The organism is Brenneria corticis (genome assembly GCF_003115855.1).
GTDB lineage: Bacteria > Pseudomonadota > Gammaproteobacteria > Enterobacterales > Enterobacteriaceae > Brenneria > Brenneria corticis.
Window position 1 is genome coordinate 21,216 of record NZ_KZ819091.1, and the last position, 15,611, is coordinate 36,826.

16 protein-coding genes are annotated in these 15,611 nt (G+C 54.3%); 10 read left to right on the forward strand and 6 right to left on the reverse strand.

What is annotated here, in order from left to right; translation table 11 throughout:
- Position 1: 1 nt before the first annotated feature.
- The 3 genes from plsX to yceD are packed head-to-tail and all read right to left on the reverse strand — an operon-like array spanning position 2 to position 1,787.
- The gene (gene plsX / locus DDT56_RS19245) at positions 2 to 1,048 is read right to left on the reverse strand and encodes a phosphate acyltransferase PlsX (protein WP_136168023.1); all 1,047 of its coding nucleotides are present in this window, start codon (positions 1,046 to 1,048) and stop codon (positions 2 to 4) included.
- Positions 1,049 to 1,077: 29 nt separating this feature from the next.
- Entirely contained in the window at positions 1,078 to 1,248 is a 171-nt protein-coding gene (gene rpmF / locus DDT56_RS19250; RefSeq protein WP_009112338.1) for a 50S ribosomal protein L32, read from the reverse strand.
- Between the two features lie 17 nt (positions 1,249 to 1,265).
- On the reverse strand, positions 1,266 to 1,787 hold the full coding sequence (gene yceD, locus DDT56_RS19255; protein ID WP_136168024.1) for a 23S rRNA accumulation protein YceD: 522 nt from the start codon (positions 1,785 to 1,787) through the stop codon (positions 1,266 to 1,268).
- Positions 1,788 to 1,928: 141 nt separating this feature from the next.
- Between yceD and DDT56_RS19260 the strand changes: the two genes are divergently transcribed.
- Positions 1,929 to 2,513 (forward strand): Maf family protein, encoded by a 585-nt coding sequence (locus DDT56_RS19260; RefSeq protein ID WP_136168025.1) that lies wholly within the window; start codon positions 1,929 to 1,931, stop codon positions 2,511 to 2,513.
- Between the two features lie 49 nt (positions 2,514 to 2,562).
- Here the strand turns inward: DDT56_RS19260 and rluC are convergent, their stop codons facing one another.
- Entirely contained in the window at positions 2,563 to 3,519 is a 957-nt protein-coding gene (gene rluC, locus DDT56_RS19265) for a 23S rRNA pseudouridine(955/2504/2580) synthase RluC (RefSeq protein ID WP_136168026.1), read from the reverse strand.
- 570 nt (positions 3,520 to 4,089) lie between these two features.
- Here rluC and rne point away from each other — a divergent pair.
- Entirely contained in the window at positions 4,090 to 7,482 is a 3,393-nt protein-coding gene (rne, locus tag DDT56_RS19275) for a ribonuclease E (protein ID WP_136168027.1), read from the forward strand.
- Between the two features lie 93 nt (positions 7,483 to 7,575).
- Here rne and DDT56_RS19280 read toward each other — a convergent pair whose 3' ends face one another.
- Entirely contained in the window at positions 7,576 to 7,863 is a 288-nt protein-coding gene (locus DDT56_RS19280; protein WP_136168028.1) for a putative quinol monooxygenase, read from the reverse strand.
- 161 nt (positions 7,864 to 8,024) lie between these two features.
- Here DDT56_RS19280 and pyrC point away from each other — a divergent pair, with 161 nt between their 5' ends.
- The 6 genes from pyrC (at position 8,025) to DDT56_RS19310 (ending at position 11,870) form a co-directional block, all read left to right on the forward strand.
- The gene (gene pyrC, locus DDT56_RS19285; protein WP_136168029.1) at positions 8,025 to 9,074 is read left to right on the forward strand and encodes a dihydroorotase; all 1,050 of its coding nucleotides are present in this window, start codon (positions 8,025 to 8,027) and stop codon (positions 9,072 to 9,074) included.
- A 97-nt stretch (positions 9,075 to 9,171) separates the two neighbouring features.
- Positions 9,172 to 9,414 carry a DNA damage-inducible protein I gene (gene dinI, locus DDT56_RS19290; protein WP_136168030.1) on the forward strand — a complete coding sequence of 81 codons (243 nt, stop codon included), beginning with the start codon at positions 9,172 to 9,174 and terminating at the stop codon, positions 9,412 to 9,414.
- Positions 9,415 to 9,557: 143 nt separating this feature from the next.
- Complete coding sequence (locus tag DDT56_RS19295) at positions 9,558 to 9,815, forward strand: hypothetical protein (protein WP_136168031.1); 258 nt, start codon at positions 9,558 to 9,560, stop codon at positions 9,813 to 9,815.
- A 217-nt stretch (positions 9,816 to 10,032) separates the two neighbouring features.
- Complete coding sequence (gene bssS / locus DDT56_RS19300) at positions 10,033 to 10,287, forward strand: biofilm formation regulator BssS (RefSeq protein WP_136168032.1); 255 nt, start codon at positions 10,033 to 10,035, stop codon at positions 10,285 to 10,287.
- A gap of 423 nt (positions 10,288 to 10,710) precedes the next feature.
- Positions 10,711 to 11,265, forward strand: coding sequence for a cytochrome b (locus DDT56_RS19305; RefSeq protein WP_136168033.1), 555 nt, complete (start codon positions 10,711 to 10,713; stop codon positions 11,263 to 11,265).
- A 29-nt stretch (positions 11,266 to 11,294) separates the two neighbouring features.
- The gene (locus tag DDT56_RS19310; protein WP_136168078.1) at positions 11,295 to 11,870 is read left to right on the forward strand and encodes a YceI family protein; all 576 of its coding nucleotides are present in this window, start codon (positions 11,295 to 11,297) and stop codon (positions 11,868 to 11,870) included.
- A gap of 56 nt (positions 11,871 to 11,926) precedes the next feature.
- On the opposite strand, the gene trhO is transcribed toward DDT56_RS19310, so the two are convergent.
- On the reverse strand, positions 11,927 to 12,997 hold the full coding sequence (gene trhO, locus DDT56_RS19315) for an oxygen-dependent tRNA uridine(34) hydroxylase TrhO (protein ID WP_136168034.1): 1,071 nt from the start codon (positions 12,995 to 12,997) through the stop codon (positions 11,927 to 11,929).
- 221 nt (positions 12,998 to 13,218) lie between these two features.
- On the opposite strand from trhO, the gene DDT56_RS19320 reads away from it, so the two are divergent.
- Both DDT56_RS19320 and DDT56_RS19325 read left to right on the forward strand, forming a co-directional pair.
- The gene (locus DDT56_RS19320) at positions 13,219 to 14,313 is read left to right on the forward strand and encodes an NADH:flavin oxidoreductase/NADH oxidase (protein ID WP_136168035.1); all 1,095 of its coding nucleotides are present in this window, start codon (positions 13,219 to 13,221) and stop codon (positions 14,311 to 14,313) included.
- A 270-nt stretch (positions 14,314 to 14,583) separates the two neighbouring features.
- Positions 14,584 to 15,504: a Kdo(2)-lipid IV(A) acyltransferase gene (locus tag DDT56_RS19325; RefSeq protein WP_136168036.1), complete on the forward strand. Its 921-nt coding sequence runs from the start codon at positions 14,584 to 14,586 to the stop codon at positions 15,502 to 15,504.
- The last annotated feature ends 107 nt before the right edge of the window (positions 15,505 to 15,611 follow it).

The window sequence follows — 15,611 nt, forward strand, 5'->3', positions numbered from 1 at the left end:
CTTAATCACTCTTAGGTAATACAGCCTTCAAGCGGACGGCAATTTGCTCGGGAAGTTGCCGTTGTACCGCCTGCGCCGCCTGTGCGATGGCAACCGCAAACGCCCGTTGGTTTGCGGCCCCGTGACTTTTAATTACGGTTCCCCGTAATCCTAACAGACAAGCACCATTATATTGGTCAGGATTCAAATGACCGAAACGTCTGGCCAGACGTTTTTGTAACAAACGTCCCAGCCATCGTAACCACCAGGACTGCTTTTTCCCGCGCTCGGCGCCGGAAGAGGAAGGTTTCAGTAGCGACAAAAACATTCTGACCACACCCTCCATGGTTTTTAACGTGACATTGCCCACAAAACCGTCACAGACCATGACATCCGTCTTCCCGGTCAACAATTCGTTACCTTCAAGGTAGCCAATATAGTTAATCGCCGGCGTATTCCTTAATTTGGCCGCCGCATCGCGGATGTTATCCAAACCTTTGCTCTCTTCTTCGCCGATGTTCAGCAACGCCACCCGCGGGTTTTGCAATCCGAGCACTTCCTCCGCCATTACCGATCCCATAACCGCGAATTGGACCAGCATGGTGCTGTCGCATGCGACGTTGGCGCCTAAATCCAGCACCACGGTTTTCCCGTGCTGCTGATGAGGCAACACGGAAACCAGTGCCGGCCGTTCAATGCCGTCGAGCGGTTTGATAAGCAGCTTCGCCAGCCCCATCAACGCGCCGGTATTGCCCGCGCTGACGCAAGCCTGCGCTTTTCCGTCTTTAATCAGTTCAAGCGCGATGCGCATCGACGTTCCGCGGCTGGCGCGGATGGCCTGCGACGGCCTTGCATCACTGGCAATAACCGATTCGGCCGGAAGAATTTCTAACCGGGAGAGCAGATCTGAATCGACTTTGGCAAGCAATGGAGTAATCGCAGCAGGATCGCCAACGAGTATCAGCTTGAGATTTGGATTAGAAGCCAGTGCCTGCAATGCAGCAGGCACTGTTACGCAGGGACCGAAATCCCCGCCCATCGCATCTAACGCCAGAGTTAGGCGTGTCAAGGTATTGCCTTGCTGATAATTCGCAAGAATTACTTGGCAATGACCTTGCGACCGCGGTAGTAACCGTCCGCAGTGATGTGGTGACGCAGGTGAGTTTCGCCGGAAACTTTATCTACGGATACGGAAGAAGTGGTCAGCGCATCGTGAGCACGACGCATACCACGTTTGGAACGGCTAGGTTTGTTTTGTTGTACGGCCATGGACCTTACTCCTTAAATTACTTACGCTTTAAACTGGCTAATACGGAAAACGGATTCGGCTTTTCCGCCTCTGCAGGCAGTTCACCGAACACCATGTCCGCTTCGGACACTTCACAGTGTTCAAAATCATGTACCGGAGCGATAGGCAAGGTCAGGATGATTTCATCTTCAATCATTGCCAGCAGATCGACTTCGCCAAACTCATCAACTTCGATCGGCTCGTACGCTTCCGGTAAAGCTTCGGCCTGTTCATCATTGATGACCGGGCTAAAACAAAACGTCGCATGGACCTGATGCTCAAATGGCTTTCCGCAGCGCTGACACATTAATGTGACATTAACATCCGCACTACCGTCAATCACCGCCAGGCGTTGATTGTCGATATTGAAAGACAAAGACGCCTGAACATCACCGTCCACACTCACCACTGACTCGGCAACACGCATCACCTGTTCGGGCGTATAGATACCGACATAATCTAAACGCTTTTGAGCAGTGCGAACCGCATCAAGGGTTAGGGGTAATTTTACCTTTTGCATAGGGCGCGCATATTAACGTCGTAACGACATAGAGTCAAAGAAAAAGGCAGTGAAGCACCACCTTTACACCAATATTCGCTTCCGGAGCGGCGCACAGTTTAAAATGCCTTTCATCATTACGCTACGGTTTATAAAAAAATTATGTATCAGATCGTTCTCGCGTCAACCTCGGCCTACCGCAAGTCGCTGCTGGAAAAACTCAATATACCTTTTACCTGCGCGGCCCCGGAGGTGGACGAAACCCCGTACCCCGCCGAAGACGCCGTAACCTTGGTCGCCCGGCTGGCCGCCAGCAAGGCGCGCGCGCTGGCGGCGCACTACCCCAATCACCTGATTATAGGCGCCGATCAGATTTGCGTCTTAAATAACGTGATTACCGGGAAACCGCATAACAAGGCCAACGCCGTGCGGCAACTACGGCAGGCCAGCGGGCGGCGCATCACCTTTTATACCGGTTTGGCGCTGTTCAACAGCGCGAGCCAGCGGATACAGCAGGAGGTCGAACCCTTTGAGGTCCATTTTCGTGCTCTGACGCCGGAGGAAATAGAGGGCTATCTGGAAAAAGAGCGGCCCTGGAACTGCGCCGGCAGTTTTAAGAGCGAGGGACTGGGTATTACGCTGTTCGATAAGTTATCGGGGCGCGATCCCAATACGCTGGTCGGCCTTCCTTTAATCGCGCTGACGCAAATGCTGCGGGTTGAAGGGGTTAATCCGCTGACGATATAACCCCGGACGGGATAGCGCGACAGCCGCTATCCCGGAAAGGATCGCGCCGCTATGCCTTTGACTTGCGCAGTATTTGCAGGCAATGACGCAGTTGATTATCCAGCGGCGCCTCGATACGCAGCGTTTCCCCCGTATTGGGATGGGCGAAACGTAACGCCAGGGCGTGCAAAAACAGGCGTTTCAGCCCCGTTCCCGCCAGTTGACGGTCAAAGTCGCGATCGCCGTAGCGGTCGTCAAAGGCGATCGGATGGCCCGCATGCAGGGTATGCACCCGGATCTGATGGGTTCTTCCGGTGACCGGACTGGCGCGGACCAATGTCGCCACCTCAAAACGCTCTTCTACCTTAAAGCGCGTCTCGGAAGGCTTGCCTTCGCTATTGACCCGCACGATACGCTCGCCGCTTTGCAGAATATTCTTAAGCAGCGGCGCCTGCACCACCTTGCAGTGGGACTGCCACTCTCCGCGCACCAGCGCCAGGTAGTCTTTCTGCATCCCTTTAAGGCGCAATTGTTCATGCAGCGAACGCAGCGCAGAACGCTTTTTGGCCACCAGCAGCACCCCGGACGTATCGCGATCGAGGCGGTGAACCAGCTCAAGAAAACGCGCTTCCGGGCGCAGGGCGCGCAGCCCTTCAATCACGCCGAAACTCAGCCCGCTGCCGCCGTGAACCGCAGTGCCGGAAGGCTTGTTGAGCACCAGCAGGTGGTCATCCTCATAGAGGATACAATCGGTCAGGGCGGCGACCTTCCCCAGGCTGGCCGACACGGGCGCGTCGTCGCGCTCGGCCTGTCTGACCGGGGGAATGCGGATTTCATCCCCGCCCAGTAATTTATATTCCGGCTTGACCCGTTTTTTATTTACCCGCACCTCGCCTTTGCGCAGGATGCGATAAACCATGCTTTTAGGCACACCTTTTAAGCGGGTATGCAGAAAGTTATCGATGCGTTGTCCGGCCTCATCGGCGGATATCGTCACGAATTGTACTGTGGGATTCTCTGTTTTCATGATGCGCGATTCTAAATAGAGCGCTTGGATAGCGCCACTTCTTTTTCTGTGCTTAACTGTCAGTCTGACCGATGAAGATAGCGTTGCACCCACAGGTTCGGCTGAAATCAGTCTCAGCCGCCGCCGGTTCGCGCACTATCTTTATACTGGCGGGCAAAGTCACCTTGCTATAACGGTGTCAGCAATGGAATAATGCTTTTCGCGTTTTCCGTGCTGATTTACAGTTAAACGAGGAAAATTGCGGAATTATTAAGTTTGCCTGATGACGCAGACACGCAGCAATGGCGTAAGACGTAATGTGATATCAAGCAGTTAGCGGGCTGCGGATTGCAGCTTGGCCGGCAAATGGAATCAGATCTGGCGACATTCTTCAGAAGCTGTTCCCTCAGTAAACGCGCTGTTTTCCATCAGGAAATACAGGCTACCGAAAAATGCGCCTCCATGCAGGCGACAACCGGGAGGTTGACGTCCCTGCGATAAGCCACGAGGCCATCGGTTCACTCCGGTCATGCGGTTCTTTTGTCCGCAGCTCTATCAATAATGTAAGTAAAAATAACGAGTAAGTTAAAGATGAAGAGAATGTTGATTAACGCGACTCAACAGGAAGAGTTGCGTGTTGCCTTGGTTGATGGTCAACGACTGTACGATCTGGACATCGAAAGTCCCGGTCATGAACAGAAGAAAGCGAATATCTACAAAGGTAAAATCACCCGTATTGAACCCAGTCTTGAAGCCGCTTTTGTTGATTATGGCGCCGAAAGACACGGTTTTCTCCCTCTCAAAGAGATCGCTCGCGAATATTTTCCCAGCAACTATTCCTCTCACGGTCGTCCCAACATCAAAGATGTATTGCGCGAAGGCCAGGAAGTTATTGTTCAGGTAGATAAAGAAGAGCGAGGCAACAAAGGCGCGGCGCTGACGACATTTATCAGTCTGGCCGGCAGCTATCTGGTCCTTATGCCGAACAACCCCCGCGCCGGCGGTATTTCACGCCGCATCGAAGGGGACGATCGAACCGAACTGAAAGAGGCGCTAGGCTCTTTACAGCTGCCCGACGGCATGGGGCTGATTGTGCGTACCGCCGGCGTGGGTAAATCCGCCGAGGCGCTGCAATGGGATCTGGCTTTCCGTCTGAAACACTGGGAAGCCATCAAGAAAGCGGCGGAAGGCCGTCCGGCTCCGTTCCTGATTCACCAGGAAAGCAATGTGATCGTGCGCGCTTTCCGCGACTACCTGCGCCCGGATATCGGCGAAATTCTGATCGACAACCCCAAAATCCTCGAACGCGCCAAAGAGCATATCGCCGCTCTGGGCCGCCCCGATTTCAGCAGTAAAATCAAACTTTACAGCGGTGAAATCCCGTTGTTCAGCCACTATCAGATTGAGTCCCAGATTGAATCCGCCTTCCAGCGTGAAGTGCGCCTGCCTTCGGGCGGCTCTATCGTTATCGATACCACGGAAGCCCTGACGGCGATCGATATCAACTCGGCGCGCGCGACGCGCGGCGGCGATATTGAAGAAACGGCGTTCAATACCAACCTGGAAGCGGCGGATGAAATCGCCCGCCAGCTGCGGCTGCGCGACCTGGGCGGCCTGATCGTTATCGACTTTATCGATATGACGCCGGTGCGCCACCAGCGCGAAGTGGAAAACCGCCTGCGGGATTCCGTACGCCAGGATCGCGCCCGGATTCAAATCGGCCGGATTTCACGTTTCGGCCTGCTGGAGATGTCCCGCCAGCGCCTCAGCCCGTCGCTGGGCGAATCAAGCCATCACGTCTGCCCGCGCTGCGGCGGCACCGGCACCGTGCGCGATAACGAATCGCTTTCGCTGTCGATTCTGCGCCTGATTGAAGAAGAAGCGCTGAAGGAAAACACCAAAGAAGTTCACGCCATCGTTCCGGTACAGATTGCCTCTTACCTGCTGAACGAGAAGCGTGATGCCGTCAACGCCATCGAAACCCGTCAGGGCGGCGTTCGCGCCATCATCGTTCCCCATGACGGTATGCAAACTCCGCACTATTCCGTGGTGCGCGTGCGCAAAGGCGAAGAGAGGCCCACGCTCAGCTATCTGCTGCCGCAGCTGCTGGAAACCGAAGCGCAGCAATTGCAGGAAGAGCAGACGGCCGAACGTAAACTGCCTGAACAGCCGGCGTTGGCCACCTTCACCATGCCTGACATGCCGGCGGAAGAAAGAGCGCCGGCGGTGGAAAAAGCCGCTCCTCCGGCTCAGGCGACCCCTGCCCAGCCCGGCATTGTCAGCCGTTTCCTCGGCGCCCTGAAAGGCATTTTCGCCGCCGAACCGGCTGCGGAAACCGTGGATAAAGCGGATGAGAAGAAAAGCGAGTCGGCGAACGCCGGTGATGCGCCGCGTCAGGAACGTCGTCATTCGCGCCGTCAAGGCAATAACCGCCGCGATCGCGGGTCACGGGACAATCGTGAACCACGCGAAGATCAACGCCGCAATAAACGCCAGCAGCATACCGAAGCCGTTGCTGAAACACCGGCGGTAGAGGTAACTGAAAAAGTCGCCATCGACGAACAGCCGCGTCGCGAACCGCGCGCGGAGCGTCAGCGTCGTCGTCCGGATGAAAAACGCCAGCAGCAGGAAGTGAAAGCGCAAAACGCGGTTATCGAGGCCGCGGCCGACGCACCGGAAGAGAGCATCGCCGAGCAGGATAAGCCCGCGCAGGTTATGCCGCGCCGTCAGCGTCGCCAACTGACGCAGAAGGTTCGCGTGCAATCCGCAAGCGATGACGCGGTTGAAACGGTAACGCCGGCACTACCGGTTGAAACGGCGCCGACGCAGTCCAATCCCGCCGATGAACAGATTATCGCTGACAATGACGATGCGGAAAATACGTCGACCTTTGACGCCAACCGCGGCGCCAACGCCGAAAACGGTGGAATGCCGCGCCGCTCGCGCCGTTCGCCGCGTCATCTGCGCGTCAGCGGTCAGCGCCGTCGCCGTTACCGTGATGAGCGTTATCCATTGCAGTCGCCGATATCATTGGAATACGCCTCCGCTTCGCCGGAAATAGCGTCGGGTAAAGTATGGATTAGCTATCCTGTCGCGCAATCTCCGCAGTTGGAACAGCCCGAAGAGCAAGCCGCGGAAGAGAATATCCTTTCTGCGACCACGCCTCTGCTGCCGGCAGTAGTGGACGCCGCCGTCCCGGTTATCGAGACCGTAGCGCAGCAAGCGCCGACGGTTGAAGCGGAGCCGGCTAACGAAGCGAGCGCAGAGGATGAGGCGATTACCGCTGCGGCCAAAGCGGAACAGGCGGAAGAAGTTGTGCTGCCAGCAGCGCAGGAGCCCGCGCCTCAGGCCGCGGAAGAGCCATCAGCCGCGGAGCAAACGGACACGCCGGTCGTTGAACCCGTGGCTGTTGAACCCGCGGTTAGTAATGCGGCGGTAGATGACGCCACCGTTGCGGCAACCGACGCGGCAGAGGAAATTTCTGCCGAAGCGGCGCCGATTGACGCTAGCGCGGCCGATGCGGCTGTCGAAACAGCCCCAGAGACCCCGGCGGATGCTGCGGTAGAACGCCCCGCGGAGACGCAGACGGACGCAGCCGTAGAGCCCTCTGCGGAGACGCCGACGGATGCAGCGGCTTCTCTGCCGCAGGTGGTCGATGAGGAAAAAACGCCGGCGGCTGAAGCTGAGGTAAGTTCCCCGGCGCGCGATACGGCGGCGGCAAGCCCCGCGGACGAGTCGCCCGCCGAGGCGGCCGCTCAGCCGACTCCGGCCGACGCCGGCGCTTCCGCAGAGCCTCGCTATAAGCTGCACGCGACGGCGCCGATGACGAAAGCCCCGGCCCCGGAATATCAGCCGGAACCGGCGCGTCAAAGCGACTGGAAGCGTCCTGAGTATCAGTTTGCCGGCAAAGGCGCCGCCGGCGGCCACGCGGCCGCTAACCAGGCTACGGCCCCGGCGACCAAACCACCGGCAGTAAGCGAATAATCCGCCGCGTTGCCAATAGCGCAAACACCCGCCAATCGGCGGGTGTTTTATTTGGCGCGTGCTGACAACGCGCTGAACCTTGATCTCGTGTTATCAGTCCAGATATTGCAGCAGCTTTATCTCCATCGCGGTGGTTTTCCCTGCAAGCTGGGACACCAGACGCTGAAAGTGCTCGCTCTGTTCATGTTCGTCCAGCAGTTCCTGACTTTTCCAGCGCTCATAAAAGACAAAGGCCCCCGGCTTGCCGATCTCTTCGTGCAGATCGTATTGCAAGTTACCCGGCTCCTGACGGCTGTGCGCCACAACTTGCTTCACTGCGGCGCCAACCTCTTCAATAAACTCGGCTTTAGCCTGTAAACTGGCAACGATGCGGATTTCCATGGTAGTCCTTATTTAATTTACAAAAGATAAGATATGAAATGCCAATACGTGGTTAATTTCAAGCATTCATCAACAAACGGATGCATTCGAGAAGCTTTGCCCTTATTCTTATTCCCCGCCGTATCAGTCCCGAAACCCACTGACCGCCGGAGCCACATTTCATGACCGCACTGTCCGACACGCTGAAAATCCCCCGCCCTGACGACTGGCACCTTCATTTACGTGACGATCGGATGCTGGAAACCGTTCTTCCGTACACCAGCCGTTTTTTCGGCCGAGCTATCGTGATGCCCAATCTGACGCCGCCAATCACCAGCGTGGCAAGCGCCATCGCCTATCGGCAGCGTATTCTGGCGGCAATCCCCGAGGGGGATAATTTCCAGCCGTTGATGACCTGCTACCTGACCGACTCGCTGGACGCCGCAGAGATCGCCAGCGGCTTTGAGCAAGGCGTTTTCAGCGCGGCAAAATTATATCCGGCCAATGCCACCACCAACTCCAGTCACGGCGTAACCGACATCGCCACTATCCACCCGATACTGGAAAAGATGCAAAAAATCGGCATGCCGCTGTTGGTTCATGGCGAAGTGACCGATCCCGCGATAGATATTTTTGATCGGGAGGCGCGGTTTATCGAGTCCGTGATGGAGCCGCTGCGTCAGCGGTTTCCCGAGTTGAAAGTGGTCTTCGAGCACATTACCACCAAAGAAGCCGCGCAGTATGTCGTCTCCGGTAATGAGTACCTTGCCGCCACCATTACCCCCCAGCATTTAATGTTCAACCGCAACCATATGCTGGTCGGCGGGATTCGCCCACATCTGTTCTGCCTGCCCATTCTCAAAAGGAATACTCACCAGCAGGCGCTGCGCGATGCCGTCGCCAGCGGCTGTAACCGGCTTTTTCTCGGCACCGACTCCGCCCCCCATGCCAGACACCGTAAAGAATCCGCCTGCGGCTGCGCCGGGGTGTTTAATGCCCAGGCGGCATTAAGCGCCTACGCGACCGTATTTGATGAAATAAATGCGTTGGACAAACTGGCGGCATTCTGTTCATTGAACGGCCCGCATTTTTATGGTTTGCCCGTGAATGAGGACTGGATTGAACTCAACCGCAGTCCGGTGACCTTCCCGGAGGAAATTTCACTGGGGAATGAATCATTGATTCCCTTTCTCGCCGGACAACGCCTTGGCTGGTCCGTTCGCAACGCTTAGGTTATAACGTGATGCAGTCGGCTACGAATGTTTCTTCACCGCTTGTTCTTCTCCCTTTATAACTGTATAAATAAACAGTTAAATACCGGAGGCAATTATGCGTGTAGAAATTACCATAGCAAAGTCATCCCCTTTGCCGGCAGGCGCCATTGAGGCGTTGACCAATGAGCTGGGACGGCGTATTCATCGGCAGTACCCCGATATCCCGGTTCAGGTTCGTTACGCGGCGGGTAATAGTCTTACCGTGCTGGGCGCCGGCAAAGATGACAAAGAGCGTATATCCGAAATTCTGCAGGAAACCTGGGAAAGCGCGGACGACTGGTTTATACCTGAAGCATAAATATTTCCGCAAAGCTGGCTCTCGCTTTATGCGTCGCGTTCTGGCATGTTGTGTAGTCTATTGAAAGATTTGGTTAAACGCGGTAACAACCATTGGTACCGGGCATTTCACCACCGTGTTAGTTAAGACTGAGGATAGCTATTATGGCAGTAGAAAAACCAGAAGAAGCAATGACATTCGGTGAGCTGCTGGAGTTGATCGGGGCACAGCAGCGGAAAATTGACGCATTGGAGCTTGCATTTTCATCTCTGGTCTTCTGTCTTGATGAAAAAGCAAACCAGTTGCTGATCCACAATTTGAAGCTGGAATCGCAAAATGAGAATCGGGATCCCTTGATGAAAAAACATCTTGCCCACTTCGCCGCCACGCTGGAGAAAAATGCCGGTTTAAATAGCGAATAGCGCTGTTATTTCTCCCTGTTCATCGCCCCAGTCTGGGACAAATAAATGCTCGTTCCAGACTGTTTAATTACCGTCCAACGTTTTTTTTGCAGTTTTTTTGAAAATATTTCCCATAAATCAAATAAGCGGCGATATACTGATAATGCTCTTCTAAATAAGGAGCCGCCTTAAACCTCGTTAGTCACTCATGTTGGTAACTAGTCAATAAGGGGTATTTATGGATAGAAAAAATGAAGTTATTCAGACACATCCTCTTGTAGGTTGGGACATCAGTACCGTTGACAGTTATGACGCCATGATGATCCGTTTACACTATTTATCCACCTCGGATCAGGCTCCAGATGAAGCGCAAGTTGACCGGACGCTATGGTTAACGACGGATGTAGCCAGACAGCTTATATACATACTTGAAGCCGGCATTGCCAAGATTGAATCAACAGACTGTCAGGCGCTGGATTATCGCAAGCATTAGCCATTGATATTGCTGTTAATATTTTTATTTTAAACCAGATTTACCGATTTTATTGCTTCACAACCGCCCATAACAACACCGTCTTTGCGACGGTGCTGTTATTTCAAGCGCCAAGCGCCCTTTTTCCCTTTCTTCGCCCTTGGCCATTCATGCTCGCCGCCGATAGTTACCCATTACATAATTATTCAGCGAATAAAATACATGGCGAACATTGATATTTCCGTCCGCCGCTATCATCAGGCCTTGCGGGTTTTATTTTCTTTCTTAATTACAATAATTAGATTGAATAAGATATGAATTTAAATTCAAAAAAACTGTTCAAGGTTGCGCTATTGTTATGATTGGCAACTTTATATTGATTTTGTGTTTCTACCTGTTTAATTTTGCCCGAGTATTCACGTTACCTGATAAGGAGTCATCAACATGCTTTGGCGTAATACCGCGTCGCGTTACGGTCATATCAGCATTCTTCTCCATTGGGCATCCGCGCTGACCATTTATGGCATGTTTGCGCTAGGGCTATGGATGGTAACGTTGGGATATTATGATGTGTGGTATCACCGCGCGCCCGAAATCCATAAAAGCATCGGGATGCTGCTTTTTGCCGTTATGATCTTCCGGGTTGTCTGGCGTTTTATTTCTCCCCCGCCGCGGCCGTTAAGCAGTTATTCAACCTTTACCCGCATCAGCGCCACGCTGGCGCACATTACTCTCTACGTCGTGCTGTTTGCGATACTTATCAGCGGTTATCTGATATCCACGGCAGAGGGACAACCGATTTCCGTTTTTGGCTGGTTTTCTATTCCGGCTACAGTAAGCGGCCTGACGGATCAGGCCGATATTGCCGGCACCGTGCATCTTTATCTTGCCTGGGTGGTGGTAGCTCTGTCAGTACTGCACGGTTTAGCCGCATTAAAGCACCACTTTATTGATGGTGATTCGACGTTGAAACGGATGTTGGGTCGCAACATCCCTTAACTTTCTGGATTTATGGAGAAATACCAATGCTGAAGAAAACACTACTGGGCCTGACCGCCTTTTCACTGCTGGCCTCCGCCGGGTCGGCCCTGGCCGCCGATTACAAGTTCGATAAGGAAGGTCAGCACGCGTTTATTCAATTCCGCATCAACCATCTGGGCTATAGCTGGATTTATGGCGGCTTTAACGATTTTGACGGAAGTTTTACTTTTGATGAAAAGAACCCCGCGGCTGATAAGGTGAATGTCACCATCAACACCAACAGCGTCGATACCAACCACGCCGAACGCGACAAGCATATCCGCAGCGCCGACTTCCTGAACGTGTCCAAGTTCCCGCAAGCCACTTTCACCTCTACGGAAGTGAAAAAAGACGGCGACGAGTACGATATCACCGGCGACCTGACCTTAAACGGCGTAACCAAACCGGTTAAGCTGGACGCGAAGCTGATCGGCCAGGGTAGCGACCCCTGGGGCAACTATCGCGCCGGCTTTGAAGCGGAAGCGACCATCAAGTTGAAAGACTTTAATATCACCACCGACCTGGGACCCGCGTCTCAAGAGGTTGAGTTGATCATTTCCGTCGAAGGCGTGCGTCAGAAATAAGCGCACATCGCCACGTCCGGTTAAGCCCTTTCAGCATATGAGAGGGCTTTTTACTATCATTCCTTTGCCTTACCCTCCGCGGGCGGCGAAGGGATGCCTAACGCTGATTGCAATAATCCTTTCGATTTATTAAAAATCTTCATGCCGTTTTCACGGCCGCTGCGGCGGGCGCGTTGCTCTTCCAGCGGCAGCTGCCGCTCCTGCTGGCAGACCGCGCTACAGCAGCCGTCATATTTCTCCGCACACGCCGGGCACTGGATAAACAACAGATGGCAGCCTTCATTACGGCAGTTGGTATGGCTGTCGCACGCGGCGCCGCACTGATGACAATGGGCGATCACCTCATCGGAAATGCGTTCGCCCATCCGTTCATCAAAAACAAAGTTTTTGCCGATAAACTTCAGCGGCAGCCCCTGCGCTTTTGCCTGACGGGCATACTCGATAATGCCGCCTTCAACATGATAAACATGTTTAAAACCGTGATGGAGCATATAAGCGCTCGCTTTCTCACAGCGGATCCCCCCGGTACAGTACATGACGATATTTTTATCCCGCTGATGATTGAGCATCTCCACCGCCATCGGAAGCTGTTCGCGGAAGGTATCCGAGGGGATTTCCAGCGCATTTTCAAAGTGTCCGACTTCGTATTCATAATGATTGCGCATATCGACAAATAGCGTATCGGGGTCGTCCGCCATGGCGTTGACCTGTTCGGCCTGCAGATACTGCCCGACGTGCGCCGGATTAAAGGTTGGGTCATCAATGCCGTCGGCCACGATGCGGTCACGAACTTTCATGCGCAGAACCCAGAATGATTTGCCGTCATCGTCCAGCGCAATATTCAGCCGAACCTGATCAAGCGCGGGATGGGCGGCGAACAATACGCTTTTAAAGGCGGCGAACCGGTTGTTCGGCACGCTGATCTGCGCATTGATACCTTCCGCCGCGATATAGATGCGGCCAAATACCTTGAGTTGCGCAAACTGGGCATACAGACGATCGCGAAACGCCTTGGGATCGTCAAGCGTGAAATATTTATAGAAGGAGACTGTAGTACGCGGCTCGGTTTCAGCCAGCATGCGCGCTTTCAGCTCCTCATTGGAAACCCGGTTATGTAACACTGGCATGGTGTACTTTCCTGTCTTCATTGAGGTTAATCGTTATCGCTCAGCGCCGGTTTATCCAGACCGGCGCAACGGCCAGGCATGATACCTGATAGCGCAATCGCTGTCAGGAGGTGAAATTGATGGCGGGATATGAATGCTTATAGTAAAAAGATTATTGCTCTATATTAACCTGAATCGTCACTTTCACGATCCCAGCGAAAATCACCATTTAAGGCCGACGTATGAGTCAACTATTCTCTCCCGTGTCGCTTGGTAAACTCACACTCCCTAACCGCATCATCATCGCCCCCATGTGCCAATACTCGGCGGAGGATGGCAAAGCGACCGCCTGGCATACCATGCATTTGGGCACTCTTTCCCATTCCGGCGCCGGGCTGTTAATTCTGGAGGCCACCGCCGTGGCGCCGGAAGGCCGGATTTCACCCCACGACCTGGGCTTATGGGATCAGGACACCGAAGAGGCGCTTGGCTCCGTCATTCAGGCGGTAAAAAAATACTCGGCCATTCCCCTGGGGATCCAGCTGGCCCATGCCGGCCGCAAAGCGTCAAGCGGCGTGCCGTGGAGCGGGCGCCCCTTTCTGAGCCCCGAACAGGGAGGATGGGAGACTGTCGCGCCGTCGGGGGTTCCCTACGATGAAAAAGACCCGGCCCCGCTGGCGATGACCACCCGGCAAATCAACCAGTTGATCGCATTCTTCGTCGATTCCGCCAAGCGGGCGGACCGCCTTGGTTTTGATTTGATAGAGATCCATGCCGCGCATGGCTATTTACTGCACCAGTTCCTGTCCCCCCTGGCGAACTACCGCACGGATGAATACGGCGGCTCATTGCAGAACCGCATGCGCCTGGTTCTAGCGGTTTATAACGCGGTTCGGCGGGTATTCCCGGCGCATAAAGCCGTCGGCGTGCGCATCTCGGCCACGGATGGCGTTGCCGGCGGCTGGGATATGGAACAATCCGTTCAACTCGGCAAGGCTTTGCATGAATCAGGCTGCGATTTTATTCATGTCTCCAGCGGCGGCCTGTCTGCAGAGCAGCAAATCCATCCGGGACCAAACTATCAGGTACCCTATGCCCAGCGGATCAAACAGGAGGTCGGCATTGCCACCATCGCCGTCGGGTTGATTACCGAACCCGAACAGGCTGAAGCTATCGTGGCTACCGGCGAAGCAGACGCCGTCGCCCTGGCCCGCGCCATTCTCTTCAATCCTCGCTGGCCGTGGCACGCGGCGGCCAGACTGGGTGCTCAGGTAACAGCGCCGCCCCAGTACTGGCGCAGCGAGCCGCGTTACGCCCGGGGCGTATTTAAGCAGTGAATTTAACAGCCAAGCCCCGGAACAGATACGGGCCCGGTATCAGCGGATAACCGGGCCTATCCATCTTGATGCCTTCAACGATTACCAACCGCCTGTTGTTGATGTTATCATTATGTATTCACTTGTTTTTTGTATAAAAATCAGGCTATAGCGCTTCACAAATTTGTTTTCCCATGAAAGTGCCGCAATACTCTATCCTATCGAGTGGAAATTCCATTTATTCTTTTGCAAGTTGAGTGCCTGGACGCACCAGAATTTGATACTGAGACCATGACACAAATCCCTGTTTTTAATCGTTCATTATTGCACCCGCGTTATTGGTTAACCTGGCTGGGCGTCGGCATACTTTATCTGGTGGTATTTCTGCCTTACCCCCTGCTTTATCGTATCGGCACCGGTCTCGGTCATCTGTCGATACGCCTGCTGCCGCGCCGTGTTGAAATCACCACCCGGAATCTTGAGCTATGTTTTCCGGATATGCCGCCGGCCGAACGCAAGGAATTGGTCAGAAAAAACTTTGAAGCCGTTGGGATGGGGATACTTGAAACCGGCATGGCCTGGTTCTGGCCCGACTGGCGCATAGAACGCTGGTTTACGGTAAAAGGCCTTGAGCATATCCGGCGGTTACGTGAGGAAAAACGGGGAATATTGCTGATTGGTCTGCATTTTCTGACGCTGGAACTGGGCGCCCGCATCTTTGGTATTCATAATGCCGGCATTGGCGTCTATCGTCCTAACGATAACAAATTGCTTGACTGGTTGCAGACCTGGGGAAGAATGCGCTCCAACAAATCGATGCTTGACCGTAAGGATCTAAAAGGCATGATCCGGGCGCTTAAACAGGGTGAAATTATCTGGTACGCACCCGATCATGATTATGGCCCGCGCAGCAGCGTATTCGTACCGCTGTTTGCCGTTGATAAAGCCGCCACCACGGTGGGAAGCTATATGCTGGCCAAAGCGGCCAAGCCGGCCATTGTGCCTTTTGTGCCGCGCCGCCTGCCGCGAGGCAGAGGCTATGAGCTGCTGATTCAGCCGGTTGAAGCCGGCATTCCTCTCGCCAGCGAAGCCGCCGCCGCTACCTGGATGAATAAGATTGTTGAGCGCAATATCCTGTTGGCGCCCGACCAGTATATGTGGCTGCATCGCCGTTTTAAAACCCGCCCGGACGGCGAAGCATCGCTCTATTAACCCTGATGACGAGGCCATCCACGGCCGCCGACGTGGATGGTCTTCCGCATGACGGCGGCTCTCTTGAAAAAACAGCCGTATTCTTAGCGGCTTATGATGATTATCTT

Bases quoted from the DNA above. Each gene is read 5' to 3' on its own strand.
- DDT56_RS19325 (WP_136168036.1), top strand. From the start codon at position 14,584: ATGACACAAATCCCTGTTTTTAATCGTTCATTATTGCACCCGCGTTAT.
- trhO (WP_136168034.1), bottom strand. From the start codon at position 12,997: ATGCCAGTGTTACATAACCGGGTTTCCAATGAGGAGCTGAAAGCGCGC.
- pyrC (WP_136168029.1), top strand. From the start codon at position 8,025: ATGACCGCACTGTCCGACACGCTGAAAATCCCCCGCCCTGACGACTGG.
- DDT56_RS19260 (WP_136168025.1), top strand. From the start codon at position 1,929: ATGTATCAGATCGTTCTCGCGTCAACCTCGGCCTACCGCAAGTCGCTG.
- DDT56_RS19280 (WP_136168028.1), bottom strand. From the start codon at position 7,863: ATGGAAATCCGCATCGTTGCCAGTTTACAGGCTAAAGCCGAGTTTATT.
- rpmF (WP_009112338.1), bottom strand. From the start codon at position 1,248: ATGGCCGTACAACAAAACAAACCTAGCCGTTCCAAACGTGGTATGCGT.
- rluC (WP_136168026.1), bottom strand. From the start codon at position 3,519: ATGAAAACAGAGAATCCCACAGTACAATTCGTGACGATATCCGCCGAT.
- rne (WP_136168027.1), top strand. From the start codon at position 4,090: ATGAAGAGAATGTTGATTAACGCGACTCAACAGGAAGAGTTGCGTGTT.
- DDT56_RS19305 (WP_136168033.1), top strand. From the start codon at position 10,711: ATGCTTTGGCGTAATACCGCGTCGCGTTACGGTCATATCAGCATTCTT.
- yceD (WP_136168024.1), bottom strand. From the start codon at position 1,787: ATGCAAAAGGTAAAATTACCCCTAACCCTTGATGCGGTTCGCACTGCT.
- DDT56_RS19295 (WP_136168031.1), top strand. From the start codon at position 9,558: ATGGCAGTAGAAAAACCAGAAGAAGCAATGACATTCGGTGAGCTGCTG.
- bssS (WP_136168032.1), top strand. From the start codon at position 10,033: ATGGATAGAAAAAATGAAGTTATTCAGACACATCCTCTTGTAGGTTGG.
- DDT56_RS19320 (WP_136168035.1), top strand. From the start codon at position 13,219: ATGAGTCAACTATTCTCTCCCGTGTCGCTTGGTAAACTCACACTCCCT.
- dinI (WP_136168030.1), top strand. From the start codon at position 9,172: ATGCGTGTAGAAATTACCATAGCAAAGTCATCCCCTTTGCCGGCAGGC.